22 protein-coding genes are annotated in these 25,534 nt (G+C 65.5%); 13 read left to right on the forward strand and 9 right to left on the reverse strand.

Features of this window, described 5'->3' with window-relative positions; genetic code table 11:
• Positions 1-17: 17 nt before the first annotated feature.
• Both cysN and cysD read right to left on the reverse strand, forming a co-directional pair.
• Positions 18-1,952: a sulfate adenylyltransferase subunit CysN gene (cysN, locus tag G5C50_RS03190; RefSeq protein WP_165064841.1), complete on the reverse strand. Its 1,935-nt coding sequence runs from the start codon at positions 1,950-1,952 to the stop codon at positions 18-20.
• Position 1,953: 1 nt separating this feature from the next.
• A complete protein-coding gene (gene cysD / locus G5C50_RS03195) occupies positions 1,954-2,868 on the reverse strand; it encodes a sulfate adenylyltransferase subunit CysD (RefSeq protein WP_165064843.1) in 915 nt (304 codons plus the stop codon).
• 180 nt (positions 2,869-3,048) lie between these two features.
• Between cysD and G5C50_RS03200 the strand changes: the two genes are divergently transcribed.
• Together G5C50_RS03200 and G5C50_RS03205 are read left to right on the forward strand one after the other, a co-directional pair.
• Positions 3,049-3,234 (forward strand): YegP family protein, encoded by a 186-nt coding sequence (locus G5C50_RS03200; RefSeq protein WP_206107567.1) that lies wholly within the window; start codon positions 3,049-3,051, stop codon positions 3,232-3,234.
• Positions 3,235-3,363: 129 nt separating this feature from the next.
• Positions 3,364-3,678: a hypothetical protein gene (locus tag G5C50_RS03205; protein WP_165064849.1), complete on the forward strand. Its 315-nt coding sequence runs from the start codon at positions 3,364-3,366 to the stop codon at positions 3,676-3,678.
• A 14-nt stretch (positions 3,679-3,692) separates the two neighbouring features.
• Here the strand turns inward: G5C50_RS03205 and G5C50_RS03210 are convergent, their stop codons facing one another.
• From G5C50_RS03210 to G5C50_RS03220, 3 genes are read right to left on the reverse strand one after another with little or no spacing between them, the layout of a single operon-like run.
• Positions 3,693-4,034, reverse strand: a complete 342-nt coding sequence (locus G5C50_RS03210) for a TfoX/Sxy family protein (protein ID WP_165064852.1) — start codon at positions 4,032-4,034, stop codon at positions 3,693-3,695.
• Positions 4,027-4,854 (reverse strand): metallophosphoesterase, encoded by an 828-nt coding sequence (locus G5C50_RS03215; RefSeq protein WP_165064855.1) that lies wholly within the window; start codon positions 4,852-4,854, stop codon positions 4,027-4,029. Before G5C50_RS03215 ends, G5C50_RS03210 begins: the two co-directional genes overlap by 8 nt.
• Before the next feature lie 60 nt (positions 4,855-4,914).
• Positions 4,915-5,220 carry a Rieske (2Fe-2S) protein gene (locus G5C50_RS03220; RefSeq protein WP_165064858.1) on the reverse strand — a complete coding sequence of 102 codons (306 nt, stop codon included), beginning with the start codon at positions 5,218-5,220 and terminating at the stop codon, positions 4,915-4,917.
• A gap of 122 nt (positions 5,221-5,342) precedes the next feature.
• On the opposite strand from G5C50_RS03220, the gene G5C50_RS03225 reads away from it, so the two are divergent.
• From G5C50_RS03225 to G5C50_RS03260, 8 genes are all read left to right on the forward strand, one after another.
• On the forward strand, positions 5,343-6,281 hold the full coding sequence (locus G5C50_RS03225; protein WP_240906936.1) for an NHL repeat-containing protein: 939 nt from the start codon (positions 5,343-5,345) through the stop codon (positions 6,279-6,281).
• A 12-nt stretch (positions 6,282-6,293) separates the two neighbouring features.
• Positions 6,294-6,560: a hypothetical protein gene (locus G5C50_RS03230; RefSeq protein WP_165064862.1), complete on the forward strand. Its 267-nt coding sequence runs from the start codon at positions 6,294-6,296 to the stop codon at positions 6,558-6,560.
• Between the two features lie 44 nt (positions 6,561-6,604).
• The gene (locus G5C50_RS03235; protein WP_165064865.1) at positions 6,605-9,688 is read left to right on the forward strand and encodes a VWA domain-containing protein; all 3,084 of its coding nucleotides are present in this window, start codon (positions 6,605-6,607) and stop codon (positions 9,686-9,688) included.
• Between the two features lie 399 nt (positions 9,689-10,087).
• Positions 10,088-11,122, forward strand: coding sequence for an AAA family ATPase (locus G5C50_RS03240; protein WP_206107568.1), 1,035 nt, complete (start codon positions 10,088-10,090; stop codon positions 11,120-11,122).
• A gap of 41 nt (positions 11,123-11,163) precedes the next feature.
• Positions 11,164-11,535 (forward strand): hypothetical protein, encoded by a 372-nt coding sequence (locus tag G5C50_RS03245; protein ID WP_165064868.1) that lies wholly within the window; start codon positions 11,164-11,166, stop codon positions 11,533-11,535.
• 18 nt (positions 11,536-11,553) lie between these two features.
• Positions 11,554-12,447 carry a DUF58 domain-containing protein gene (locus tag G5C50_RS03250; protein ID WP_165064871.1) on the forward strand — a complete coding sequence of 298 codons (894 nt, stop codon included), beginning with the start codon at positions 11,554-11,556 and terminating at the stop codon, positions 12,445-12,447.
• Positions 12,444-12,581, forward strand: a complete 138-nt coding sequence (locus G5C50_RS03255) for a hypothetical protein (protein ID WP_165064874.1) — start codon at positions 12,444-12,446, stop codon at positions 12,579-12,581. The genes G5C50_RS03250 and G5C50_RS03255 overlap by 4 nt, the downstream gene beginning before the upstream one ends.
• A 24-nt stretch (positions 12,582-12,605) precedes the next feature.
• A complete protein-coding gene (locus G5C50_RS03260) occupies positions 12,606-14,726 on the forward strand; it encodes a vWA domain-containing protein (RefSeq protein ID WP_165064877.1) in 2,121 nt (706 codons plus the stop codon).
• Positions 14,727-14,744: 18 nt separating this feature from the next.
• On the opposite strand, the gene G5C50_RS03265 is transcribed toward G5C50_RS03260, so the two are convergent.
• A complete protein-coding gene (locus tag G5C50_RS03265; RefSeq protein WP_165064880.1) occupies positions 14,745-16,514 on the reverse strand; it encodes a response regulator in 1,770 nt (589 codons plus the stop codon).
• A gap of 434 nt (positions 16,515-16,948) precedes the next feature.
• On the opposite strand from G5C50_RS03265, the gene G5C50_RS03270 reads away from it, so the two are divergent.
• Positions 16,949-17,506 carry a hydrolase gene (locus G5C50_RS03270; RefSeq protein ID WP_165064882.1) on the forward strand — a complete coding sequence of 186 codons (558 nt, stop codon included), beginning with the start codon at positions 16,949-16,951 and terminating at the stop codon, positions 17,504-17,506.
• Positions 17,507-17,513: 7 nt separating this feature from the next.
• Here G5C50_RS03270 and G5C50_RS03275 read toward each other — a convergent pair whose 3' ends face one another.
• Positions 17,514-19,196, reverse strand: coding sequence for an RNA polymerase sigma factor (locus G5C50_RS03275; protein ID WP_165064885.1), 1,683 nt, complete (start codon positions 19,194-19,196; stop codon positions 17,514-17,516).
• 803 nt (positions 19,197-19,999) lie between these two features.
• Here G5C50_RS03275 and G5C50_RS03280 point away from each other — a divergent pair.
• Positions 20,000-21,640 (forward strand): hypothetical protein, encoded by a 1,641-nt coding sequence (locus tag G5C50_RS03280; RefSeq protein ID WP_240906937.1) that lies wholly within the window; start codon positions 20,000-20,002, stop codon positions 21,638-21,640.
• A 22-nt stretch (positions 21,641-21,662) separates the two neighbouring features.
• Here G5C50_RS03280 and G5C50_RS03285 read toward each other — a convergent pair whose 3' ends face one another.
• Both G5C50_RS03285 and G5C50_RS03290 read right to left on the reverse strand, forming a co-directional pair.
• A complete protein-coding gene (locus G5C50_RS03285) occupies positions 21,663-22,562 on the reverse strand; it encodes a DNA integrity scanning protein DisA nucleotide-binding domain protein (RefSeq protein ID WP_165064888.1) in 900 nt (299 codons plus the stop codon).
• A 34-nt stretch (positions 22,563-22,596) separates the two neighbouring features.
• Positions 22,597-24,438: a hypothetical protein gene (locus tag G5C50_RS03290; protein WP_165064891.1), complete on the reverse strand. Its 1,842-nt coding sequence runs from the start codon at positions 24,436-24,438 to the stop codon at positions 22,597-22,599.
• A gap of 136 nt (positions 24,439-24,574) precedes the next feature.
• Here G5C50_RS03290 and G5C50_RS03295 point away from each other — a divergent pair, with 136 nt between their 5' ends.
• Positions 24,575-25,531 (forward strand): PIG-L deacetylase family protein, encoded by a 957-nt coding sequence (locus G5C50_RS03295; protein WP_240906938.1) that lies wholly within the window; start codon positions 24,575-24,577, stop codon positions 25,529-25,531.
• Positions 25,532-25,534: the final 3 nt, after the last annotated feature.

Here is a 25,534-nt window from a genome sequence, read left to right on the forward strand (position 1 = left end):
CGACGGCCGTGAGTTCATCAGCCCAGGAAGCCCTTCGACTTCATCAATTCAATGATACGGTCGACGCTCGCGTCCACGCTGATCTGCTCGGTCTGGAGGACGAGGTCTGGCGACTTCGGCTCCTCGAAGGTCGCGGTCACGCCGGGCATCTGCGCGATCTTGCCTTCATCGGCCAGGCGGTAGGCGCCGCTCTGGTCGCGAGACCGAAGGACTTCCATCGGCGCTGTGCAGTAGACCTCCAGGACGCGGTCGCGTCCGATGAGGTCCTTGGCCTTTTCCCGGACCGACTCATGCGGAGCCACGAACGCCGCGATGGTGGTCAGACCCGCGTCATTCATGAGCTTGGCGACTTCGGCCGACCGCCGCAGGTTCTCGGATCGGTCGTCGGCGGTGAAGCCCAGGTCGCGGTTCAGGCCCTGTCGCATGTTCTGGCCGTACAGGACGGTCACGGCCTTCCCCTCGTCCCAAAGCCGGCGTTCCAGCTTGTAGGCGATTCGGCTCTTGCCGCTGCCGGTCAGGCCGACGAGCAACACCGTCGCTGGCTTCTGTGAGTATCGCTCCGCACGTTCGGCGGGCGCGACCAGGCTCTCACGGAACTTGAGGCGAACGGTCGATTCCGCTTCCCAGACGTCGCCCGGCGCACGTGTGCCGCCGGCTTCCAGAATCATCCCCGCGCCGACCGTGTTGTTCGTGAGCCGGTCGATCAGAATGAACGCGCCGGTCGAGGCGTTCGTGCGGTAAGGATCGCACGCGAGAGGCTGCGTCAGACTGAGCTGGACGTGGCCGACCTCATTCAGCCCAAGTCGTGGAATGGGCCGGTGTTCCAGCGTGTTGACGTCGACCCCGTAGCGGAACGAGGAGACCTCCGCCGCCACCTGTCGCGTGGTCTGTTTCAGCGTGTAAGTCCGGCCGGGCACCAGGGGCTGCTCGGCCATCCAGACGACCATCGCTTCGATTTCGTTGCTGACGTGCGGCGGACTGTCTGGATGAACCAGCATGTCGCCGCGGCTGACGTCGATCTCGTCGGTCAGCGTGACCGTCACGGCCTGGGGCGCGAAGGCTTCCTCCAGCTCGCCGTCGTAGGTGACGATCGACTTGACGCGGCTGCGCTTGCCCGAAGGCAAGACCATCACCTCGTCCCCCTTGTGGAGGATCCCGGACGCCACCGTGCCGGCGAAGCCGCGGAAGTCGAGGTTGGGGCGGATGACGTACTGCACGGGGAAGCGGAGGTCGGCCAGGTTGCGGTCGCTGGCGATGTGGACCGTCTCCAGGTGATCCAGGAGCGCCGGGCCGTGGTACCAGGGCATGGCGTCGCTCTTGGAGGCGACGTTGTCCCCCTTAAGAGCCGACATCGGGATGAAGCTGATGTCGCGCAGGCCGAGCTTGGCGACGAAGCCCGTGTACTCGTCCTTGATCCGCTCGAAGACCTCCTGGGAGAAACCGACGAGGTCCATCTTGTTGATGGCGACGACCACGTGGCGAATGCCCAGCAGCGACACGATGAACGAGTGCCTGCGCGTCTGGGTCATCACCCCGTGGCGGGCGTCGATGAGGATGATGGCCAGTTGGCACGTCGAGGCGCCGGTGGCCATGTTGCGGGTGTACTGCTCGTGGCCGGGGGTGTCGGCGATGATGAACTTGCGGCGGTCGGTCGAGAAGTACCGATACGCCACGTCGATCGTGATCCCCTGCTCTCGCTCGGCCTTCAGGCCATCGGTCAGGAGCGCGAGGTCGACCTCCCCTGCGCCAGTGGTGCCGACCTTCTCGCTGTCGCGTTTCACGGCGGCGAGTTGGTCCTCATAGATCATCTTCGTGTCGTGCAGCAGGCGGCCGATGAGCGTACTCTTGCCGTCGTCGACGCTGCCGCAGGTCAGGAAGCGGAGCAGCTCCTTCTTCTGATGGCGGGCGAGGTAGGAGTGGATGTCTTCCTGACTCAGATCAACCTGTTGCATCTCAGAAATAGCCCTCGCGCTTCTTCTGCTCCATCGACCCAGCCTCGTCGTGGTCGATCACTCGGCCTTGCCGCTCGGAGTTCTTGGCGAGCAGCATCTCCTCGATGATCTCGGGGAGGGTCGTCGCGTTGCTCTCGATGGCCCCGGTGAGGGGGTAGCAACCGAGAGTCCGGAAGCGGACGCGTTTGATCATCGGCTTCTCGCCGGGCCGCAGCGGCATCCGCTCGTCGTCCACCATGATAAGCGTGCCGTCGCGCTCGACGACCGGGCGGTCGTCGGCGAAATAGAGCGGCACGATGGGGATATTCTCCAGGTGGATGTACTGCCAGACGTCCAACTCGGTCCAGTTGCTCAGGGGGAAGGCTCGGATGCTCTCCCCCTTGTCCACCTTGCCGTTGTAGAGGTTCCACAACTCCGGCCGCTGGTTCTTGGGATCCCACTGGTGAAGGCGGTCGCGGAAGCTGTAAACGCGTTCCTTCGCCCGGCTCTTCTCCTCGTCGCGGCGTGCGCCGCCGAAGGCCGCGTCGAACTGGTAGTGGTTCAACGCCTGCTTCAACGCCGCCGTCTTCATGACGTCGGTGTGCTTCTTCGACCCGTGGTCGAACGGGTTGATGTTCTGGGCCTTCCCCTCGGGGTTGATCCAGACCTTCAGGTCGAGCCCCTGCTCGCGACAGTACTGGTCGCGAAACTCGATCATCGCCCGGAACTTCCAGGTCGTATCGACGTGCAGCAGTGGGAACGGGAGCCGGCCGGGGTAGAACGCCTTCTGCGCCAGCCGGAGCATGACGGCGGAGTCCTTGCCGATCGAATAGAGCATCACCGGCCGCTCGAACTCGGCGGCGACCTCGCGGATGATGTGGATGCTCTCCGCCTCAAGAACCTTCAAATGGGTCAGATTGTAACTGCTGCTGATCATTCGTCCTCCTGCTTGGCCTCGCTCCTATCGATCTTATAGATCCTCTTCTCGATCGACTAGGGCGACATCTTGAGCCGCTCGCGTAAACGCCGGTCTCTCGGACGCTTGCGGGGCTTGATCGGTCGGGCTAACGTGGGGCGGAACGTGCTGGCGATTTCCATTCTCTGACGGGGGTTGGCCATGAAGTTTGTCGTGTATCGCGATGGAACGGGCGAGTACCGCTGGAGGCTGATCGCCTCAAACGGTCAGATCGTGGCGAGCGGAGAGGGCTACAAGAACAAGGCTGACTGTCTCTCGACCATCGCTTCCATCCAGAAAAACGCGCCGTCCGCCCCCGTTGAAGTCGAGACCGAAAAACCCGCCTGAGACGCACTCAACTCGATGGTGGAGAATGCTCTAGGGGCGGAAAAATCGGGACGATCGTCGAGAACAGTCGGGCGTCTCGAACGTACTAGTAGTATGAACACCAACGATCGTCCGACCACGAAATCGCCCGTGGCCCTCGCTCGGGCGGCCCTCGACGTTGCGGGTGAGTCGCTGCCGGCGTACTCGTCCAAATATTCGCGCAAGGATTTCACGCAGCACCAGCTCTTCGCGATGCTGGCGGTGCGAAAGTCCTTGAAGCTTGACTACCGCGGCCTGGAAGTCCTTTTGCGGGACTGGGCCGAGCTGCGCGAGACCCTGGGTCTCCGCAAGGTTCCCGATCACTCCACGATCCAGAAGGCGGCCGCTCGCCTGATCGCGACCAAGGCACCGGTGCTTTCGTGGCTCCGCGGCCCTCGGTCCCCGCGCCCCCGACATGCCGCCTGAAAGGATGCAGGCGGTCAACCTAAACGCAGGGAGGCGAGGATCGACTCGGCGGCCCAGGCTCGGAGAGCCTCCGGGTCGCCGAGAACGTCCGGAGGGACCTCGAAGTAAGACTTGAGCGTCAAGCCCTCCCACGGCTGAAACGGGCCCATTCCCCGGGCCCGGAAGTCTCCCTCGGTCTGCTCATCCGCCTTCAAATAGAGCCTGCCGTTGCCGGCGAGCGCGAAAATACGGCCTCTCTGGTAGATCGCATATCCGCCGAACATCGCCCGCGAGGTGATCTCTCCCAACGGATCCAGCGCGGTGAGGACGGCCTCCAACCAGTCCGGGCGGTTCGGAGGCTTCTTTCGTTTAGTCATCGGCTCGAATGAACTCCGGCGAGGCGTCGGCCGAGCGCAAGAGGCAGGCGGTGGGCCTGCCGTAGCCGCCGCTCGTGTCGAGGCGAATGCGGACGGCGTCGACTTCGGGCTTTCGGACGCGGTCGTGGCCCGTCACCTGGATCTTGCCCGGGAACCGAAGAGGAGACTCGGAGAGCGACCGGTCGGCGCCAAGCCAGACGGGGTACTCGTCCAGCCAGAGCAACTCGGTGTCGGAGCCGATCGTGGGCTTCAAGAACTCTCGTTCCCACTCCCGGGCGCGGAGGGCGATCAACTGCTGTCGTGCGTCGGCGGTCAGTTCTGGCGAGAGGCCGCAGTGCAAGAAGAGGTGGCCCTCAGCCTCGACGACCCATCGAAGGTTCGTTAGAAATGCGGCGTGCTCGGGGGGAATCGTCTCGCGGAACTGGCGAACATCGTCCAGCCAGCCGGTGCCTCGGGGGCGAGCCGCTCGACCCAGGTAGGATTGAAACGTCGGATCGGCGTCGTAGGCGATCCGGTAGCGAACCGACCAGTAGAACGAGGGTTCGCTCCCGTCCAGGCCAGCGGCCCGGACGAGAGCCAGGTCGTGGTTCCCCATCACGGCCGAGCCCCCCGCGGGACGACGCAGCAATTCCATAACCAGGTCGATCGTCCCCCGTACATCCGGTCCCCGGTCGACGAAATCACCCAGAAACACCAGCGAGCAACTGGACCAGTCCGGGAGCCTTTCGAGCAACTCCACCAACCGCTCCAACTCGTCCCGCTGCCCGTGGAGATCTCCCACGGCGATGATCGGATACTCGACGTCGTCAGGCAGAATCATGTCGCGTCCGAACGAAGGTCCGCTGGTTGGATTCCCGAATTCAGCCCAAAGCGCTCAGGGCTAGATCCGGGCACGTACTTCGCCCGATTCGACGCGGCTTTCCACCACGTTCGCCGACTGGCCGGGCATGTCCAGACAACGTCCGTCGCGCAGGCGGAATCGCCAGCGGTGCAAGGGACAGACCACCGCCCCCTCTTCGATCCATCCCGACCCGAGCGATCCCCCGGCATGGGGGCAGCGATCGAAGAGGACCGCTACGGTCTCGCCCGAACGGACGACGGCCAGCCGCGCACCCGCGGCTTCGATCGCCACGCCTCGGCCGTCGGGGATTTCGTCGAACCGGCACAGGTAGGTCCATTCCGCCATTGCGATGAATCCTCGTCGCCGGCTACCTAGGACTTGCGTCCGAGGTCGCGCGGCCATTACATTCTAGCAGGCGTGGGGACGGACGTGCGTCGAGGACCGTGTAAGCCACGAAAGGCGGATGTGTGGAACGGGCGGCGGTCAAGATCCGAGGCTGTTTCCGTTGGCTCGTCTGGGGCGTCATCGCGTCGTCGACGGCCGGCTGCGGCGGGGCGGGTTCGTCGATCCCAGAACTGGTCTGGGGGATCCACGGCACGAAGCCGGGCTGGATCCACAAGCCTCGGGTCGCGGCCTTCGATCACGAGGACCATCTCTACGTCGCCGACCTCACCGACCGCATCCAGGTTTTCGACCGCGACGGCAAGTATCTCCGGGGCTGGCGGACGCCCGAGTTCAACGTCGACGGCCCCAGCGGATTGACCGTCGACCGTTACGGCCGGCTTCTCGTCGCCGACACCCACTTCTATCGCGTCCTTGTCTACGACCCGAGCGGTGAAATCCTGTTCCAGATCGGCGACGGCGTGCAGGGAACCACGCCCGGTCGGTTCGGCTACCCGACCGACGTGGTCATCGATAAGGCGGGGAACTTCTACGTCTCCGAGTACGGTGAGAACGACCGCATCCAGGTCTTCTCTCCCAAGGGGGAGTGGATCCGCCAGTGGGGAGGCCACGGCTATGAGCCCGGCCAGTTCCTCCGGCCTCGCGCGATGGCGATCGACGAGGACGAGCGGATCTACGTCGCCGATTCGTGCAACCATCGCATCCAGGTTTTCGACACCCAGGGGAAAGTGCTGAAGGTCTGGGGCGAGCGCGGGACGGGTCCCGGCCAGATGAGCTATCCGTACGACCTGTCCCTTGACTCCGATGGCTCGCTGTACGTCTGCGAGTACGGCAACAGCCGGGTGCAGAAGTTCTCCCGCGACGGCAAGCCGCTGGCGATCTGGGGAGGCGCCGGCCGCAAGCCGGGCGAGTTGTACAACCCCTGGGCGCTGGCCGTCGACTCTCGGGGGCTGGTTTCGGTCGTCGATTCGAACAATCATCGCGTTCAACGGTTCCGACTCTGAGGAGACGATGCGATGAAGACGGGCGTCTGGATTCGGTCGAAGGCGAGACCGCTCGGATACCTTCTGATTGGGATGTGCATGGTCGGTTCGCTTGCCTCGCTGTTCGTCCTCCTGGTTCGAGTGCCGGCTCTGGCCGTCTCCAGGATGGATGAACTCTACGGGACGCTCCTGGGAGCGGCCGTCGCCATGGCCTTCGTGATCGCGGCGCTGCTGATCAATCTCACGCTCATGGTCTACACCGCGACGAATGCGACGGTCCCGCAAGGCCCGCGAAGCTGACCCTTGAAACAACGTCGAGGTCGTCTGGGGAGGGCGTGGCGAGGATGCTGGGAAATCTCTCGATCAGCTTCGGTCAGCCCTGGTGGCTGATCCTGATCCCGCTGATCCTGGTCCCGCTGATTCTGATGGGCCGGGGCGGCCTGTCGGGGATGGGCAAGGGCCGCCGCGCGCTGGCGATCCTTCTGCGTTCGCTCATCGTCACGCTGATCGTGCTGGCGCTCGCCGAGTTGCAGTCGGTGCGGCGATCGGAACGATTGACGACGATGTTCCTGGTCGACGCCTCGCACAGCATCCCGCGCGAGCAGGAGAAGGCCGCCCTCGACTACGCCGCCGAGGCCTCGAAAAAACGACGCAAGGACGACCTCGTCGGCGTCGTCGTCTTCGGATCGTCACCGCGAGTCGAGGTCCCGCCCGCACCGAGTGAATTGAACCTGATGGGGATCGAATCCTCCATCGACGCCGAGAACACCGACCTCTCATCGGCCCTCAAGCTCGCGCTCGCCTCGTTCCCGGACGACACGGCCCGTCGCGTCGTGATCCTCTCCGACGGCAATGAGAATCGAGGCAAGCTGCTGGAGCAGGCCCTCGCGGCCAAGGGGCTGAACGTCCAGGTGGACGTCGTCCCGATCGACTACCATTACGACAAGGAGGTCCTCGTCGAGAAGGTGGCGATCCCGCCCGACGTGAAGAAGGGGGAGACGGTCAACATCAACGTGGTCGTCCGCGCCAGCGAGCCGACGCGCGGCAGCCTCCAGGTCTTCCAGAAAGGCGACGGCCACACCGCCACCGCGACCGGCGAGGACAAGCCGACCCCCGTGGAGCTGGAGCGCGGGCTCAACGTCTTCACCCTCAAGAAGGAAATCACCGAGCCGAACTTCTATACCTTCCAGGCCGAGTTCACCCCCGAGGCCGGCTCCGGCGACAAGCGGGCGATCAACAACGTGGCCGAGGGTTTCACCCACGCCCGGGGCAAGGCGCAGGTGCTCCTGATCGAGGGGACGGCCGGCGAGCACGTCGAGTTGGTGAAGGCGCTCCGCGAGAAGGAAATCGAGGTTAAAACCCTCGTCGCACCCCGAATCGACGGCTCGGGCGGGGTCGGCGGCGACGCCCTGCCGGTCGACGTGGCCCAACTCCAGCCCTACGACGCCGTGATCCTGGCCAACGTGCCGAAGGAGTCGTTCACCGAGTCGCAGCATCAGTTGCTCGCCTCCAACTGCCACGACCTCGGCGCGGGGCTGATCATGCTGGGCGGTCGCGACAGCTTCGGGGCGGGGGGCTGGATGAACACCCCCGTCGAGAAGGCCCTGCCCGTCGACATGCAGATCAAAGCTCTGAAGGTCCAGGGCCTGGGGGCGATGGTCCTGATCATGCACGCCAGTGAGATTCCCGAAGGGAACTACTGGCAGAAGGTCGTCGCCAAGGCGGCGATCAACGCCCTCTCGACGTACGACTACGCGGGGATGCTCCACTGGGAGGGCCAGGAGGCGTGGCTCTTCACGCTCCGGCCGATCGGGTCGGGCCGGCCGATCATGCTCCGCGCGATCGACCGGATGACGCCCGGCGACATGCCAGACTTCGATCCTTCGCTGGTCAAGGCGATGACCGGCCTGAACAGCATCAAGGACGCCATGACGAAACACATCGTCATCATCAGCGACGGCGACCCCACGCCGCCGACGCCCGGCGTCCTGAACCAACTCGCCAACAGCAAGATCACAGTCACGTCGGTCCTGACCGCCGCCCACGGCAACGACCCTGGGGCGACGTCGGTGATGCAGAACATCGCCCGTCGCACCAAGGGGCGGTTCTACAACGTCACCAACCCCAGGGCCCTCCCGCAGATCTACCAGAAAGAGGCGCGGACGATCTCCCGCCCCTTGATCTTCGAGCAGGAAACGCCGTGGCTGGTGAAGTTGCAAAGCCCGATCACTGAGCCCGTGATGGGCCTCACAGGCGACCTTCCGGCCATCTCCGGACTCGTCCTCACGAGTCTGAAGGAGAATGAGCTGGTCGAGGCCCCGATCCTCTCGCCCCTACCGACCGGGCAGGTCAACCCGGTACTGGCGCACTGGACCTACGGTCTGGGCCGCTCGGTGGCGTTCACCTCGGACGCAGGCCGGCGCTGGGCGAAGGCCTGGCCGGACTGGCAGAGCTACTCGGCCTTCTGGTCGCAGGTCGTCCGATGGGCGATGCGGCCCGCAGAGACGGGCAACCTGACGATGAGCGTCCGCCGCGAGGACGGCAAGCTCAAGGTCGTCGTCGACGCCCTGGACAAGGACGACAAGTTCCTCAACTTCCTCCAGATCCAGGGGAACGTCGTCGACCCCGACCTGAAGTCGGCGCCGATCACCCTGAGCCAGACCGCCCCGGGACGTTACGAGGCGACCGTCGACGCGGCCGATCGTCGTGGCAATTACTTCGTGAACCTCGGCTATCGCGGGCCGGACAAGACCCAGGGGGTCATCTCGAGCGGGGTCTCGGTCCCCTACTCCGATGAATATCGCGAGCTGCGTTCCAACCCGATCCCCCTCCAGACGGCCGCATCGTTGACCGATGGAATCGAGGTCGCCTGGAAGACCACGCCCGACGGCCGCATTGACCTGGCGCGAACGCTGGACGGCGTCGACCACTTTCGTCGCGATCCGGGGCTTAACATCCCCAAAGCCTTCCGCCCACTTTGGCCGGTCCTCCTCTGGTCGGCCGCCCTGCTCTTCCTGGGCGACGTGGCCGTCCGGCGGATCGCCGTCGACGTCGGCCGGATGCGGCGGAGGGCGTCCGACGCCTGGCGACGATTCCGTGGCGAGGAAGTCGAAACCAAGAGCGACTACCTCGACCAGCTCAAGTCCCGCAAGGCCGAGGTCGGCGAACAGCTCGACCGCGGCCGGTTCGCCTCCCGCTTCCAGGATGACGACGCCCCGCCCCCGACCGACGCCCCCGGCGCCGTTGCCCCAACGACGAGCGCCGGCTCCGACCGTCCCCGACCCGAACGCCCGACCGAACAGGCCGGTCCCGGCCTGGGGCCCGACGCACCTAAGGCCGAGGAAGGCGGATATACCAACCGCCTGCTCAAGGCCAAACGGAAGGTTTGGGAGGAGCGGGAGAAGGATGAGAAGGAGGACAAGAAGTGACCTTGTCTTCAACTCTGAGGAGCCGAAAGCCGCTAGCGTCCCCTCTCCCCCCGGGAGAGGGTGGCCCGAAGGGCCGGGTGAGGGTCGCCGCGCTTCGGATCGAGTGGTGTCCAGAACAGTCTTCCCGGGAAGACAGATCGCGCAGCGATCAGATGAGGGGGACGACCGGTCTGGGTCGCGCATCCCTCGCTTGGCTCTTGATCCAACGCCGATCCCCCCTCATCCGGCCGCGTTGCGGCCACCTTCCCCCGCGAGGGGGGAAGGCCGTTGTGGATCGGATATCAATCAAACCTTCCGCCGAAATCCCACGACCCTCACCCGCCGCTGCGCGGCTGCTCTCTCCCGGCGGGAGAGGGGACGACTCTCAACATCTCGGCAATCTCGAAAGGAACCACGCCGATGGCTGACGACGCGCCCGTGAAAGGGTCGGACATGGAGGCGCGGGCCGAGGAGTTCCGCAGCCGCTATAACCAGGTGAAGACCGAGATCTCCAAGGTGATCGTCGGCCATGACGAGATCGTCCACGGCGTCCTGACGTGCCTGTTCGTCGGCGGCCATGCGCTGCTGGAAGGCGTGCCGGGCCTGGGCAAGACGATGCTCGTCCGGACGCTGGCCGACGCGCTCTCGCTTGACTTCAACCGCATCCAGTTCACGCCCGACCTGATGCCGGCCGACGTCCTGGGCACGAACGTGATCGCCGAGACGCCCGACGGCCGCCGCGAGTTCCAGTTCCAGCGCGGGCCGATCTTCTCGCAGATCGTCCTGGCCGACGAGATCAACCGGGCGACGCCCAAGACGCAGTCGGCGCTGCTGGAGGCCATGCAGGAGCACTCAGTCACCGTCGGCGGGACGATGCACCGGCTCAAGGAGCCGTTCTTCGTCATGGCCACGCAGAACCCGATCGAGCAGGAAGGGACGTACCCCCTCCCCGAGGCCCAGCTCGACCGCTTCCTCTTCAAGCTCGTGGTCGGCTATTCGACCCGCGAGGAACTGGCGACGATCCTGGAACGCACCACCCGAGGGGAATTTCCCAAGGCCGCCAAGGTGTTGGACGGCGACGACCTGATCCGCTTCCAGAAGCTGGTCCGCGAGGTGATCATCGCGCCCCATGTCCAGGACTACGCAATCCGCCTGGCCCTGGCGACGCACCCGCAAGGACCGTTCGCGGCGGCGACGACGAACCAGTATGTGCGATGGGGGAGCAGCCCGCGCGGGGTTCAGACCCTCGTCCTGGCAGCCAAGGTGCGCGCCTTGCTCGACGGTCGGTACAATGTTTCTTTCGAGGACCTGCGGCGGGTTTATCTGCCGTCGCTCCGCCACCGCGTTCTGTTGAACTTCGAGGCCCAGGCCGAGGGGATCGACCCGGACGAGGTGCTGCTGAAGGTGCTGGATTCGGTCCCGGAAAAGGCCGAGACGCCAGCCGCCGTGGCTTGATTGAGGACTTGATGCGATTCCGACCGAGGCGGGAGCCCGCCATGCACGACGTCTATGATCCGCCCCCCGCACCCGAGATCGAATTCGAGGCCCCGCGCCGCGAGCGGCTGGACGTCTCCCACGGGGACGTCGCCTGCCTGGTCGGCCTCTGCTTCGCGCTCTTCGCGGCCTCGGCCCTGTTCTGGAGGTCGGAGCCGGTTGTGGCCATCATCGCCGCCGGGGCGGGTTCGTTGATCGTTCTCGAAAGCTGGCTCGCCGCGCTGACGGCGATCCACCGGCGGCCTCGGATGAGTCTGCAGGCCCGATGGATGGTCTTCCTCGCCGCGTTGGTCCCCTGGATCGTGGGTGTCTCCGCGGCCGTCGCATTCCTGCTGGCCTTGTTCTGGGCGACCGACCGGTATTTGCCGAGCTGAGACCAAACGGGAGCCCTCATGGCCGCCGAAACCGCCGCGCCGCTGCTCGATCCCGAGTTCATGCACAAGCTCGAACAGCTCGAGCTGGTCAGCCGCAAGGTGATCGTCGGCCGCATGAAGGGCGAGCGCAAGAGCAAGCGCAAGGGGACTTCCGTCGAGTTCGCCGAGCACCGCCAGTACACGGCTGGGGACGACCTCCGCCACATCGACTGGAACGCCTTCGCCCGGCTCGACCGTCTCTTCCTCAAGCTCTTCCTGGAAGAGGAAGACCTGCACGTCCACACGCTGGTGGATTCCAGCCTGTCGATGGGTTTCGGCGAGCCCAGCAAGCTTCACTACGCCAAGCAGGTGGCCGCGGCGCTCGCGTTCGTCGGCCTGGTGAACAACGATCGGATCATCCTGGAGGCTTTTGCCTCGCGGCTCCAGCCCGGCATGCCGAACGTCCGGGGCCGTTCCCAGATGTGGCGGATCATCCAGTACCTGGAACGTCTCCAGCCCTCCGGGGAAAGCAACCTCACATCCGCCGCCCGCGACTTCGCCCTCAAACAGGGCGGCAAAGGCGTGGTCGTCGTCATTTCGGACTTCCTCGACAAGCACGGTTATGAAGACGCCCTGCGGTATCTGCTGGCCCGCAAGATGGACGTCTTCGTGATTCACGTCCTGGCCAAGGAAGAGGTCGAGCCCGAGCTGACCGGCGACCTCCGCCTGGTTGACTGCGAGGACGACGAGGAGGCCGACGTCACCATCAGCGCCCCGCTGCTGAAACGGTACAAGGAGAACCTCGACGCCTTCGTCGGAGGGCTCCGCGAATACTGCACCCGGCGCGGGATCACCTACGTTTTCACCACGAACCAGTTTCCTTTCGACAAGCTCGTGCTCAACTACCTGCGCGAGCGTGGGCTCCTGAAATGAATCGCTTCTGGATCACCAGTCCGTACGTCTTCTTCACGATCGGCGGCTTGCTCGTCGCCTACGTCCTCTACATGATGATCGCGCGCCGCAAGGGAGAACGCCCGGGCCACGCCGGGCGCGAGCCGGAACTGTAAAGTCGAGCCTGGGGAGGCCGTCGGATGCCCGGGAATTTCTTCAGCCGACTGGGCTCGATCCACTTCAGCACGCCGTTGGGCTGGCCCATGTGGGCAGCGCTCGCGGCGGTGCCGACGGGGATCCTCGCGCTCTACTTCCTCAAACTCCGGCGACGTTCCGTGGCGGTCTCCAGCACGCTGCTCTGGCGGAAGAGCCTGGAGGACCTCCACGTCAACAGCCTGTTCCAGCGACTCCGGAAGAACCTGCTGCTGTTCCTGCAACTGCTGGTCGCGGCTCTGGCAATGCTCGCGCTGGCGGGTCCGCAGATGAAGGGGGCCGGCGGCGAGGGGCGGCGGTTCGTCCTGGTGGTCGACGCCTCCGCGAGTATGTCCGCCGTCGATGAATCCGGCGGGCCGAGCCGGCTGGATAAGGCGAAGGAAGAGTCCCGAAAGGTCGTCGGCGAAATGCAGGGAGACGACCTGGCGATGGTCGTCTCGTTCTCGGATTCGGCCAGGGTCGTCTCAAACTACACGAGGGATAAGAGCCTCCTGCTCCGGCGGATCGACGGAATCACGCCGACCCAGGGGACGACTTCGCTTCGCGAGGCTCTGCAGGTGGCCGCCGGGTTGGCGAACCCGTCCAAGCAGGTCGGCGAAGGCGTCGTCGCCACCTCGGCTCTGATCACGCCCAAGATGTTCATCTACACCGACGGCGGCTTCCCGGACGTCGAAGGCTTCAGCCTCGGCAACCTGGAACCCGAGGTCGTCGTGATCGGCCCGCCGCCTCCTCCCTACATTCCGCCCGTTGAGAACACGCCTCCGGCGCGGCCCGAGACCGCTGCCGACCCATCGGACAATCTCGCGATTCTCGCCCTCCAGTCGCGCCGGGTCGAGGAGAAGGCCGATTTGCACCAGGTCTTCGGTCGAGTGAAGAACTACCGAGACGAGAAGGCGACGACCGAGGCCCAACTCATCCGCAAGCGGCTCGACCAGCCGAATTCCGAGGGGGCGATGGTCGACGCCGTCTCCCTGGAGATCCCGCCGCAGAGCGAGCAAGCCTTCCAGTTCGACGTCCCCGAGTCGGGCGTCGCCTCGTTCGAGGTCCGGCTGACGACCAAGGACGCCCTGCCGCTGGACGACCATGCGTTCGTGGTCGTCGGCGACGCCCGCAAGGCCCGCGTGCTGGTCGTCTCGGCCGAGGATCGCTACCTCCTGGACGCCTTCAACACGCCGACGATCACCGAGAAGGCCGACGTGGCGATCGTCTCCCCCGACGAGGCCAAGGGCGAAGCCGTCTCGCGCGACGTCCGGAGCGGCCGTTACGACCTGGTGATCTACGACGGCTGGCGGCCCGAGCAGCCCCCCGAGGCCAACGCCCTGTATTTCGGCGTCTTTCCCCCCGGACCTGGGTACGAATCGGCCCGGGACGTCGAGCACCCGGCGATCCTCGACTGGAACGTCAGCCACCCGATGATGCAGTACGTTCGCGACCTCTCGCTCGTGTACGTCGCCAAGGCCCGCGTGATCGACACGCTTCCGCAGGCGGCCGTCACGCTCATCGAGGGCGAATCCGGGGCCCTGGCGTTCACGGTCCCTCGAGGCGGCTTTCTGGACGCCGTGACGACGTTCCCGCTCCTGGATGGCACGACCCCGAACACGACCTGGTTCCGCTACATCAGTTTCCCGCTCTTCCTGTACAACGCGGTGCAGACGCTCGGCGGATCGCGCTCGGGCGAGGAGGTGGCCGTCGCTCGCCCCGGTCAGCCGGTCGTCGTCCGCGCTGAGACGACCGAGAAATCCATCATGGTTGCCCCGCCCGACGGCGCAGCCCCCCAGAAAATCGATCGCAACGCCCAGGGCGCGTTCGTCGACGACGACGTGACGAACACCGGACTGTATGAGGCCCGCTGGACGGGGGGCGTCTCGCCGTTCGCCGTCAACCTGTTCGACCCGCGCGAGAGCGACCTCGCCACTCGCGGGCTCGTCCCGGCCGGAACGCCGGAGAGTCGAGCGGAGTCGTACAAGATCAAGATCGGCTACAACCCCATCGAGGGGACCCGCATCGTCCCCGACGTCCAGCGCGACTGGTGGAAGCTTCTGGCGCTGGCGGCTCTCGGCGTGCTCGTCGTCGAGTGGTACATCTACAATCGCCGCGTCTACGTTTGACGGCGTTTGGGCTTACGATCAGGTCGCCGCAGGAGTATGACCGTCGGCGGCCGGCTCCGTCGAGTTCCGGCCCTCGGCTGAATTGTTGTTGTTATTGTTATTTGTCTGGATGTGCAGGGCCTGCTCGACGGCCTCCATCAGCCGGTCGGACCGGAAAGGCTTGTAAAGGACCGTCTGCAAACCCTCCTGCCGGGCTTTGACGATCGAGTGGGTCGGATCGTAGCCGAAGCCGGTCATCAGGATGACGGGGGTGTCGGGGCGGACTTCCCGAAGCCGCTTGAAGATGGCGTAGCCGTCCATGTCGGGGAGGCGGATGTCGGCGAGGGTCGCGGAGTACGACTCCTGACGGGCCAGGGCGACGGCCTCCCGAGCGTCGCGGGCGGTCTCGACGACGGCGCCCTGCATGCCGAGGAGTTGGTGGGCCGAGCGCCTGATCGACTCGTCGGCGTCGACCACCAGCAGCCGGGCGCCGGCCAGGCGGGCGGCGGGTTGGACGGCGGGCCTTCCCGCCGCCGGCGCGGGGGCGAGGGTCGTCCCCATCTTCTGGATGATCTCGCGGATCTCGCGGGCTCGGTAGAGGAGGTGTCGCAGCCGCGCGATGACGTCCTCGTCGTGGCCGGCGTAGCGGTCCAGGACGGTGACGGCGTCGGTGATGACATCGTCGAGCGGCAGGGCGACCTCCCGGCTGATCGCCTGGACAGAGGCGTTCGCGGTGCTCGCCTTTTCGGCCTGGAGCAACTCCAGCGTATTGAGCGCGGAGGCGACGTTCCGGCCGTAGATTTCCAGAAACTGGCGGTCGCGGTCGTCGAAGGCGTCGGGCTGGCCGCTCTCGACGTTCAGGGTGCCGATGACGTTGCCGTGATAAACGAGCGGGACGGTCAACGAGCTTCGGGCGTTTTCAGCGCCCTCCAGATAGTACGGGTCCTTGGTCGTGTCCGGACAGAGGTAGCTCTGGCCGGTGGCCGCCACGAGGCCGGTCACTCCCTGCCCTTCCTTGGCCGCCGAAAGTTCCCGAGTCGCGGCCAGCGGAGTCATCCCCTCGGTCAGCAGCGGCACGAGCCGGCCGCTGGCGCGGTCGAGCAGGCGGATCTCGATGTAATCGAGCCCCATCAGGTCCTTCATGTGCCGCGCGATGTTGAACTTCAGGAGGTCCGTCCGCTCCTCGACTCCCATCGAGGAGAGTTCCTCGGGGGTGAGGTCGGCCAGTTCGTCGCCGGCCTGAGCGATGGCGTTGACCTTCAACTGTTGCTGGGTCTCGTCGGTGATCTCGCGGGTCAGGGCGATCAGGTGGGTGAGGATCTGTTTCGCGTCGAAAACGGGGGTGACGGTCACCCGCAGGTAGCGGTTGTTCCGGATCTTGACGACCGTGCTCGAAGGCTGACGCGAGGCGACTGAGGTCGTGAACGGGCAGGGCTCCGGTCCGAGGATGTCCGCCTCGACCAGCACCTGGTAAAACCGTTCGCCCACCACGTGCGACGCATCCATGGTGAACGAGAGGAACTCCGGGTTCGCCCAGATGATCCGCAGGTCCGGGTCGACCACCGCCACACCATCGGCGATGGCGTCCAGGATCTCCTCGGCCTGAATGATCATCCCGACCCAACGCGCCGCGGCGAGCTGCGAGGCGTCGACGTAAACGCCGGCGAAGCGGCCGTCGCGAAGCAACGCCAGCGCCTTGGAGATCGAACGGACGGAGACGACGTCGACGTCGTCCCCCAGCTTGTCGAGGATGGCCTCGCCGTGCGACGCTTCCCGTTCGATGACTAGTACGCGAGGCTTCTCGGCCACGTGGTCAACCCAGTGCTTCTAGGCTCGTCGGGCTGTAGCGTCGATGAGATCGGTTCGATCGACCGGGAAGGGGAGAAGGCGTCCCTGCAGGCGATCTTAGGTCATCCTAATGCCGCATCCCCCAACGGGCAAGCATCCGCTAGACTGGGGGGGACCTTTGGAATTTGGTGGATGATTTTCGGATTCAGAAGGGCCGCCGCAACGGCCTTCCCCCCTCGCGGTGGGAGGTGGCCGTTCAGGAGTTGTCAGTCGTCAGTTTCCAGAGAGGATCGTGAGTCCTCACGCCTGAGAACTGAGAACTGGCAACCGAGAACTCCTTGGCGCTCGTCCCCTCGAGGGGGGAAGACCGTCCCAGCCCACGATTCGGCCAAATTCCAGGAGCGCATCCCTAGATTGGCACGACGACGACCGTCGACCGAGGAAGGAACCACTCCATGCGCCTCACCCAACGCCTGACCGCCCGCCAGGGGGCTTTGCTCGTCATCGACGTCCAGGAGAAGCTTGTCTCCGCGGTTCACGACGGCCCGAAGGTCGTTTCGGCGGCCGTCCGTCTGATCAAGGGAGCGAGGCTGCTGGGCGTCCCCGTCCAGGCGACCGAACAGTACCCGAAGGGCCTCGGCCCGACCGTCACGCCGATCGCCGAACTCCTCCCCGAACGGCCCAGCAAACTGTCGTTCGCCTGCTGCTCCGTCCCGCAGGTTCTGGAACAGCTCTACGGCCGCCAGGTGCGGCACGTGACCCTGACCGGCCTGGAGGCCCACGTCTGCGTGGCTCAGACCGCGCTCGACCTTCTCGACCTGGGCTTCCGCGTCCAGGTCCCCGCCGACGCCGTCGCCTCGCGGAACCCCTTCGACCGCGACGTCGCCCTCCGCCGCCTGGAAGCCGCCGGCGCGACCATTTCCACCACCGAAGCCGTCCTCTTCGAATGGTGCGAGACCGCCGACCGCCCCGAATTCAAGGCGATCAGCGGTCTCGTCAAGGAACCGATCTAAGAGGCGATCATTTCGCCTTCTCCAGGTCTTCGATCGTCAATTCGACGTCCTTGAAGTGGTTCTTGGCCCAGCCTATGAGCCGCTGGATCGCTTCGGTGTGGGCCTTGCACTCCTTGTATTTCTGAGTGCGATACTTGATCGACTCGTACTCTTGCTCTTTAACGAGTCGGCGGGATTTCGCCTGCTGATACCGGAGGAGTGCGGCCTCTCGATCGGGAACCTTCCGGGAGTTTTGAAGTATTCGGGACATCCTGTCTTGATCCACCGCGGGTGGTTCCAGATCCTGCGTCTGGAGGCCCACTTTCTTTGCGAATTCGACGGCCTCCTTCACGGCCTGCGTCGCCTTGTCGAGTTCGTACCTCGACTCTGCCATCTGCTCGAATGCAGCTGGGTCGCCCTTCTGGGCCAAATCCTCTTCCTTACGGGCCTCGACTTCCATATCCCTCAGCCGAGCCACCAGAAGCCGGACAGGAGAGACGAGCACGTCGAGTTCAGTCCTGCTAACGACTTTTGAGTCGACGAGCTTCTGCGTGTATTGGTATCGCTGATAGACGTTGATTAATTCGGCTTCAATCTCCCTCAGGCCCTTGGGATCGAACGATTTCGGAGCGGCGTCGGTACGATCCCCGGCTGTTGGCGCAGTTGGCGCGGCGGTCGGTTTCCCCATCATTACGCCGATCAACCGATCCAGCTTCTGCTCAACCTCCGACAGGCGAGTCTCGACGCTCCTCAACGCCGACTCCGTGCTCTGAGCTTCGGGCTGAGCCTGAGGTTTGGTCGGTTCTTCCGGTTTCGCCGGTTCATTTGAAGGGCCGACCGTGAGTGCCAGGGCGCCGGCGGTCAGGCCGGTGGAGAGGAACGCGAATCCCAGCAGCTTCCAGGATGTGGTGGACATCGTCGAGAGTACTCCTTCGGCCAGCGCGGCGGCCGGCCAGGTTGTCGACGAAGGGGAGGCCCGCCAGATCCAGCCCAGGCTCGCGGCGAGTCCCGCGAACCGGCCTGCGGCGGAGGCCGTCGCCGCTACGAGCGACGACGGGACGACGGCCGCCGCGAGGTCGAGCCGCGCGGCGGTCAGGCATGCCGAGGCGTCGAGCCCTCGACGCGTCAGACGCTCGTGCAGGATCGACCGGGCCTTGGCCATCCGGCTGCGGACCGTGCCGACCGGCCAACCCAACTCCGCCGCCGCCTGGTCATGCGTCCTGCCTCGCAGGTAGCAGAGGACCAGTGGAGCCCGGTACTTCTCAGGCAGTCGAGCAAGCTCGCCGTCGAGGACTTCCAGCGAGTCGTCGGCGGGTTTCTCCTGCACAGCCGGCGCGACCTGGACGCCATCCCGGTCCCCCTCGCGGGAGCGCCGTTTCAGGACGTCCGACCGGGCGCGGAACGCCACGCGATGGGCCACGCTGTGAAGCCAGCCCGCCAGCGTCTCGGCCTCGCAGAGTCCGGCCCCCTTACGAACGAGGACGAGGAAGGTTGCCTGGAAGGCGTCTTCCACGTCCGCCGGATCGCGCAAGTACCGACGGCAGAGCGACAGCACCAGGGGGCCGTGACGGTCCACGATGGCCTCGAAGGCCGATTCGTCGCGACCCTCCAGGAACCGCCGGAGAAGCGGACCGTCGCCGCCCGCCGGGTCGACCCCGTCGCGAAGCAGGCGTTCCACGTCCCGACCGGCCCGACTCCCCGATCGCAGCATGCCTTCGTCCCTCCCCTTCCCCGAGGTTAATGCATCGGGCGGGCTGACCAATCTGGGTTTCTTCTGAGGTTCCTCCGGATTCTCCCAATCGTTCTCGCCATCTGGGGCCATAGTCTACCTGGGAGCATCGCCCTGGAGGCTCCCGGTCGAGGCGTCGGGGAGTCTTGCCTGGAGAGACGAACAGCGATGCATTTCCGTTCGACAGCCCTGGATCAACGCGAGTGGCCGGCCAGTCCACGCTTGCCCGGACATGCGTGGGTATCGAAGCTGCCTCGGATCGAGATTTCGCGTGCGTCGCGTGTGCGAAAACGAGCAATCGAACCCATTGCCGCTGAAGGTCGATCAGTCGTAAATCGTTTATTCGTAAAGTACTTGGGGCGTTCATGGTCGCCGACTCAGCCGACGATCGGACCCAAACGGACCCACGGGATGCGACACGCGGATCTTGGGTGGATCCACTTCAGCGAACCAGTCCCTCGCAAGAGCGACCAGATAACCCCGGTCGAGCATTTGGCGGAAAGCGATGAGTCGGAGGATTACCGAATGTCGACGATCGAAGCCAGGGATTCGGCACCCGGGTGTCGAACTCAACGCCATATGATGATTCATGTTGCGTTGATATTGGCTTTGATGCGCAGCCAACGAACGGACCCAATTCAAAGCCAACGTCGATCCAGGGGGATTCGGTACTTTCCTGCTTGCGGAAAGAACGGCCTGCGCCTAGACTACCTGAGATACGACGTTCGTCGGAGCAGCGTACGGCAAGGGGATCGGAACCACGTCCAGGCGATGGGGGACGGGCTATGGTCGGCTTGAAGGAACTGGAGAAGCCGGTCGGGCGGGTTTACCGGCGGCTGCGCGTCCAGCGCTTCCTGGGGGCGACGGTCTGGTCGTGGGCCGGCGCGTTTCTGGTCGCCGCGGCCGCGATCGGCGCGTTCAAGGCCATGAATCGGCCGCTCCCCTGCCCTGATTGGGTTCCCTTCGCCGCGGCGGCCTTGACGGGTGTGCTGATCGCCCTGTTCGTCGCGGTCCTGACAGGCCCAAGCCGGCTCGACGCCGCGACGGCTCTCGATCGAGTGTTCCATCTCCACGAGCGAGTCAGCACCGCCCTGACGCTTCCCGACGATCTCCGCGGCAGCCCCGCCGGCCAGGCCCTTGTGGCCGACGCGATCAAACGCGTGGAGGCGCTCGACGTGGCCTCCGCGTTCGGATTCAGTGTTCCGCGACGGGCCTGGATCCCCATCGTGCCGGCGTTGATCGGCTTCGGCCTGCTCTTCGTCCCCGGCTGGGAGACGTCGGGAACCGCCCGCGCGGCGTCGACGACCAAGCCTCTGGACGCGAAGATCGTCGCCAAGCAGACTGAGGCCCTGGCCAAGAAAGTGGCCGCCCAGCGCGAGGCGATCGACAAGGACAAGTTCCCCGAAGCCCAGAACCTCCTGGCCGAGATTGAGAAGAAGTCGACCGAGCTGGCCAAAGCCCCGCCGGAGCAGAAGGACAAGCTTCTCGTCGAGATGAACAAGCTGAGCGACGCTCTCAAGGATCGCCAGAAGCAACTCGGCTCGCCCGAGCAAATCGCCAAGCAACTCCAGCAGCTCAAGGACATGGGCGAGAAGGGCCCGGCGGATCAACTGGCCAAGGACCTGGCGAAGGGGGATTTCGCCAAGGCCATGGAAGAGATCAAGCAGCTTCAGGAGAAGCTCAAGAACGACAAACTCACCCAGGCCGAGAAGAAGCAGCTTGAGAAGCAGCTAGGGGATGTCGCCAAAAAGCTCTCCGACATCGCCAACATGGCCGAGCGAAAGAAGCAGCTCGACGAGGCCCGCAAGAACGGCGGCCTGACGCAGGAGCAGTACGACCGTGAGATGCAGAAGCTCCAGCAGCAGGCTGAGAACATGCAGAAGCTTCAGCAGCTTGCCGAGAAGGTCGCCCAGTGCCAGCAGGCCATGAAGAACGGCGACTCGCAGAAGGCCGCTGAGGCCATGAGCCAGGCCCAGCAGCAGGTCGCCGACATGGCCAAGAACATGGAAGAGATGCAGGCCCTCGACGACGCGCTGGCCGAGGTGATGGACGCCAAGAACGGGATGACCGAGGGCCTCAACCAACTCGGCGAAGGCATGGGAATGGGCGACGGTTTCTCGAACCGTCGCAGCAATGGCAACAACGGCTCCGGGCGAGGCCGCGGCGCTGGCGACCGTCCCGAAGCCGCCGACGACACCTCGACCTACAAAACCAAGACCGCCCAGCAGATCCAGAAGGGGAAGGCGATCTTCCAGGGCTTCGGCGAGCCCGGCAAGGCCGTGAAGGGCGAGGCCCGCATCGACATCCAGGCGGAGCTTGAAGCCGGCTCCGGAGGCGCAGCGGACGCCCTCTCCAACCAGCGGATCCCCAAGAGCGTCGAGAAGCACGTGAAGTCGTACTACGACCAGCTCAACAAGGGCCGGTGATCGCGACCTCCGAACCTCGGGGTCACAGCCCGTCGCTGTTGCGGCCCCGAGGCTTCTGAATGTCGAGGATCATCTTGCCCCGGCGGAAGATCGAGACCGTCCCCGTCGACTGGGAGACGCAGACCGAGAGAGCGTCGGTCGTGACCGTGATCGCCGCTCCGGCCTCATGACGCGTTCCCAGCCCCTGAGGCAGCGCCTCCTCCAGCTTGCCTCGCGGAGCCAGATATCGGGCGGCGCAGAGGACGACCCCATCACCCCGGACGATGTAGGCCCCGTCGATCGCGGAGAACTCCTTGATCGTCTCCTCCAACCGGTGGTCGAGGATGTTCCGCTCCTCTTCGGGATAACCGTGAAACGGGTTGAACACCAGCTGATGGCTTTGCGCGAGCACCCGTTCACAGTCCCCCACCACGAACAGGGCGCCGACAGGTCGCCCCTCGCGACCCTCAACCCCCAACTCGCTGGCGACGTTGAGAATCCGCTCGAAGACGGCCGGCCCCACGTCCGGCGGCAGGGGTTCGGCGGCGCCTGCGGTGAAGAGCTCGATCTCGGTCCCCATATCCAGGACCATGATCGTGTCCAGCGAGCCGGAGCGGTCCATGCCTGTGAGGCAGAGGATGCGGTCCCCCGCGTGGATCAGGTCCTCGGCGGCGGCGACGAGCGTGGCGACCTTCACCTGCCCCGCGCGGGTCATGGCGATGTCGGGGAGCTGGACGACCCGGCAGATCTCCTTGAACTCCTCGGGAGGCACGAAGTCGCATCGGCGCGAGACCAGGATGATCCGGAAGTTGACGTCGTCGATGAGAGCCTTCAGATCCGCGTCTTCCTCGACGACGTCGGCGTGCAGAAGCACGACGCGCGCGCCGACTTCACGGGCGATCGCGTGGGCGTGTCGGACCATGCTGCGCGTCAGCATCTTCATAGCGAGGTGTCGAATCGGATCCGGGTCGAAAGGGTCAGGGGCGATGGGTCGTGGGAGCGGCGAACTCAACGGCGAGGCCGAGGACGCCGAGGTCGTCGAATTCGCGGGGGTCGTCGGCGGTCCCTGTCTGTTCGATACGAAGGACGTGCTCCCCTGGTCGAACCGCGTCAGCCGGAATTGGGACGCGAATACGCAGGACGGTTTCATTGGGGGTGTTGACGAATCGGTTGATGTAGTCGATCCGGCGGCCGTCGATCACGACGTAGGTCTTCAACTCGCCCCGTTGGATGAACTCGGAGAACTGCAAACCGGTCGCCTCGCCCACGACGCCCAGCACGTCGAGCACGACGAACGCGGGGCCGGCGGCGTCGGGAGGAGCATCGAACGTCCGCTCCAGCGCGCCCCCTTCAGGCAAGGGCGGGTCGAAGAAAGGCGCCGAGCTCGCGACCTCGTTCCCCAGATGGTGCGAGCACGGGTCGATCACCAGTCGAAGGCCGGGCTCCCGAACGATCAATCGGACGAGTCGGTCGCGGGGGATCGTCAGCGTTCCTGCGAACGGAGTGCTCAGAACCAGGGCCGAGTCGGTGAGGGACTCGACGGCGCCCTCAGCGAAGTCAGACTGCCGAGCGACCCCCAGAACCAGATCGTCGGTCGCCCGCCATTCCACTCGCGCCAGAGCCCCCGCAATCTGGGCTCCCGTTGCGGGGTCGCGACGGAAGTAGACCCCTGCGAGATCCTTCCAAGACAGGACGACCGAGCGTTCGTCGACCACCATCTCCACCCGATCGCGATCGCCCCGAACGACCGAGCCGAAAAGCTGGTCGCCGACGACGAGGCGCGCTTCGTCCTGACTGGGGTCGAGTTCCAGGCTCGAGGGAACGGCGGCGAACCGCGCGACCTGGATCGCGCCGAGGTATCCCCCGAGGTTGGCGTCCTCGGCCGGATCTCCGGCTGCGGCGATGCGGATCGACTCGAGCGGGCCGGTTGGCCCGCGGCCGTGGGCCAGATCCTTGCCGTCGACGGAGACCTCGGTCCGGTCACCGACGAATCGGATCGTCAGTCGTCGCCAGTCGCCGTTTCGGGCGAGGCGTTGCACGGCCAGCCCTGGGCCTTCCGGGGTTTCAACGGCCAGGCTGTCCTCGGCCCAACCGAGGAGGATTCGGAGCGGGGCGGTTCCTCCGGGGCCGCGGTAGTTCAGGGTCAGGCTCCAGCTCTTCCCCGGGCGCACGACGCCGTCGTCTCGGAACGTCAGGTCGACTCGGCCGGCCTCGATCGCCTCGTCGAATCGGTGCTCGATCGACGTCCCCCCCGGGGGAAGCAAGAGGGCCGATTCCCCGTCCTCGACCACGGCGCGCGGCTGACCGACGACGCCCCAGACGTTCGCGTCCAGGGCGTCGAAACCATCGGCCAGGATCCTGGCCTCTCCCAGGCGTTGAACAATCGACTGGATACCCGGTCGACGGAGAATCACGGCCTCGGACTGCCAGGGGACGGCCAGCGTGACGGAATCCGGCGAGATCGCCCGGAGAGTTCCGGAAATCCGCCCATCCTCGCCCAGCATCGCCTGGAAGGCCGGCGGAACCATCACGGCGCGAGGACCCTCAGCCGTGAATTCGACCACGCCGCCGGGTGCGATCGCCTGGACATGAGGCGCTGCGCCGGCTTCGCCAGCGGCCTGGAAACGGAAGCCCGTCGATCGTTCGAAGAGCAGGCGGCCCGTGAGACCGGGACCGCCCTGACGGACCAGTCGATCGGGGGACGGCTCTTCGGCCCTCGCGAATAAGGACGAGCCGACGACGGTCCCGAGGGCCGCCAGGGCGACGACGAGGGACCGAGAGGAAACGCGACCGACATGGGCGTTCGAGGTGGCTCTCATGTCATGATTGTAAAGGGCCGCTCGCGAGGCGGGCAAGCGCGAGGACGGCGCCCCGTCGCCTCTTCGGGCGGGCGCAGGTAGGCTGTCGGTCTCGATTCCCTCCTCGCCGCCGCCCCATCCCACCAGGAGTCTCGCCATGCCCCAGCCCCAGACCGGTGGACGGCCCATCACGCCGACCCTTTCGTACATCTTGCTGGCCCTCGCCTGCGCCGCGCCCGGCCTGGTGAGGGAAGCCCGCGCCGGAGCGACCATGGAAGAAGCGAAGAAGAGCTATCGGATCATCGTTTTCGGAGCCCACCCCGACGACTGCGAGCTGACCACCGGCGGGACGGCCTCGCGGTGGGTCGATGCGGGTCACGCCGTGAAGTTCGTGAGCCTGACCAACGGCGATATCGGCCATCATGAGATCTCCGGCGGCCCTCTCGCCCGTCGTCGCCGCGAGGAGTCCGTCAGAGCCGCCAAGATCCTGGGGGTCGAGTCGCAGACTCTCGACAACCACGACGGCGAGTTGATGCCCACGCTCGAAAACCGCAAGGCTGTCGCCCGAGCCATTCGTGAGTGGAAGGCCGACGTCGTCATCGCGCCGAGGCCCAACGACTACCACCCCGACCACCGCTATACGGGGATTCTCGTCCAGGATACGGCCTACATGGTGGCGGTCCCCAACTTCTGCCCGGACACCCCGGCCCTCCGGACGAACCCCGTCTTCCTCTACGTCGCTGACCGCTTCCAGCAGCCGAATCCGTTCCGCCCCGACGTCGTCGTCTCCATCGACCCCGTTCTCGACAGGAAGGTCGCCGCGCTGGCCGAGATGGACTCTCAATTCTTCGAGTGGCTCCCCTGGATTGACGGCTATCTCGACCAGGTCCCCAAGGACCCCGCGACCCGTAAGACCTGGTTCCGGGAGCAGGTCCTCAAGCGTTATGGCGCCTCCGCCGACCGCTTCCGTGAGAAGCTCGTGGACCTCCTCGGCCCCGAGCGCGGCCGAGCCGTCCTCGCCGCCGAAGCATTCCAGGTCTGTGAGTACGGCCGACAACCGGATCGAGCGGACTTGCTGAAGATCTTTCCGTTCTTCGGCGACGCGGCGAAGTAAGTC

Origin of the sequence: Paludisphaera rhizosphaerae (assembly GCF_011065895.1) — a bacterium.
Lineage (GTDB): Bacteria > Planctomycetota > Planctomycetia > Isosphaerales > Isosphaeraceae > Paludisphaera > Paludisphaera rhizosphaerae.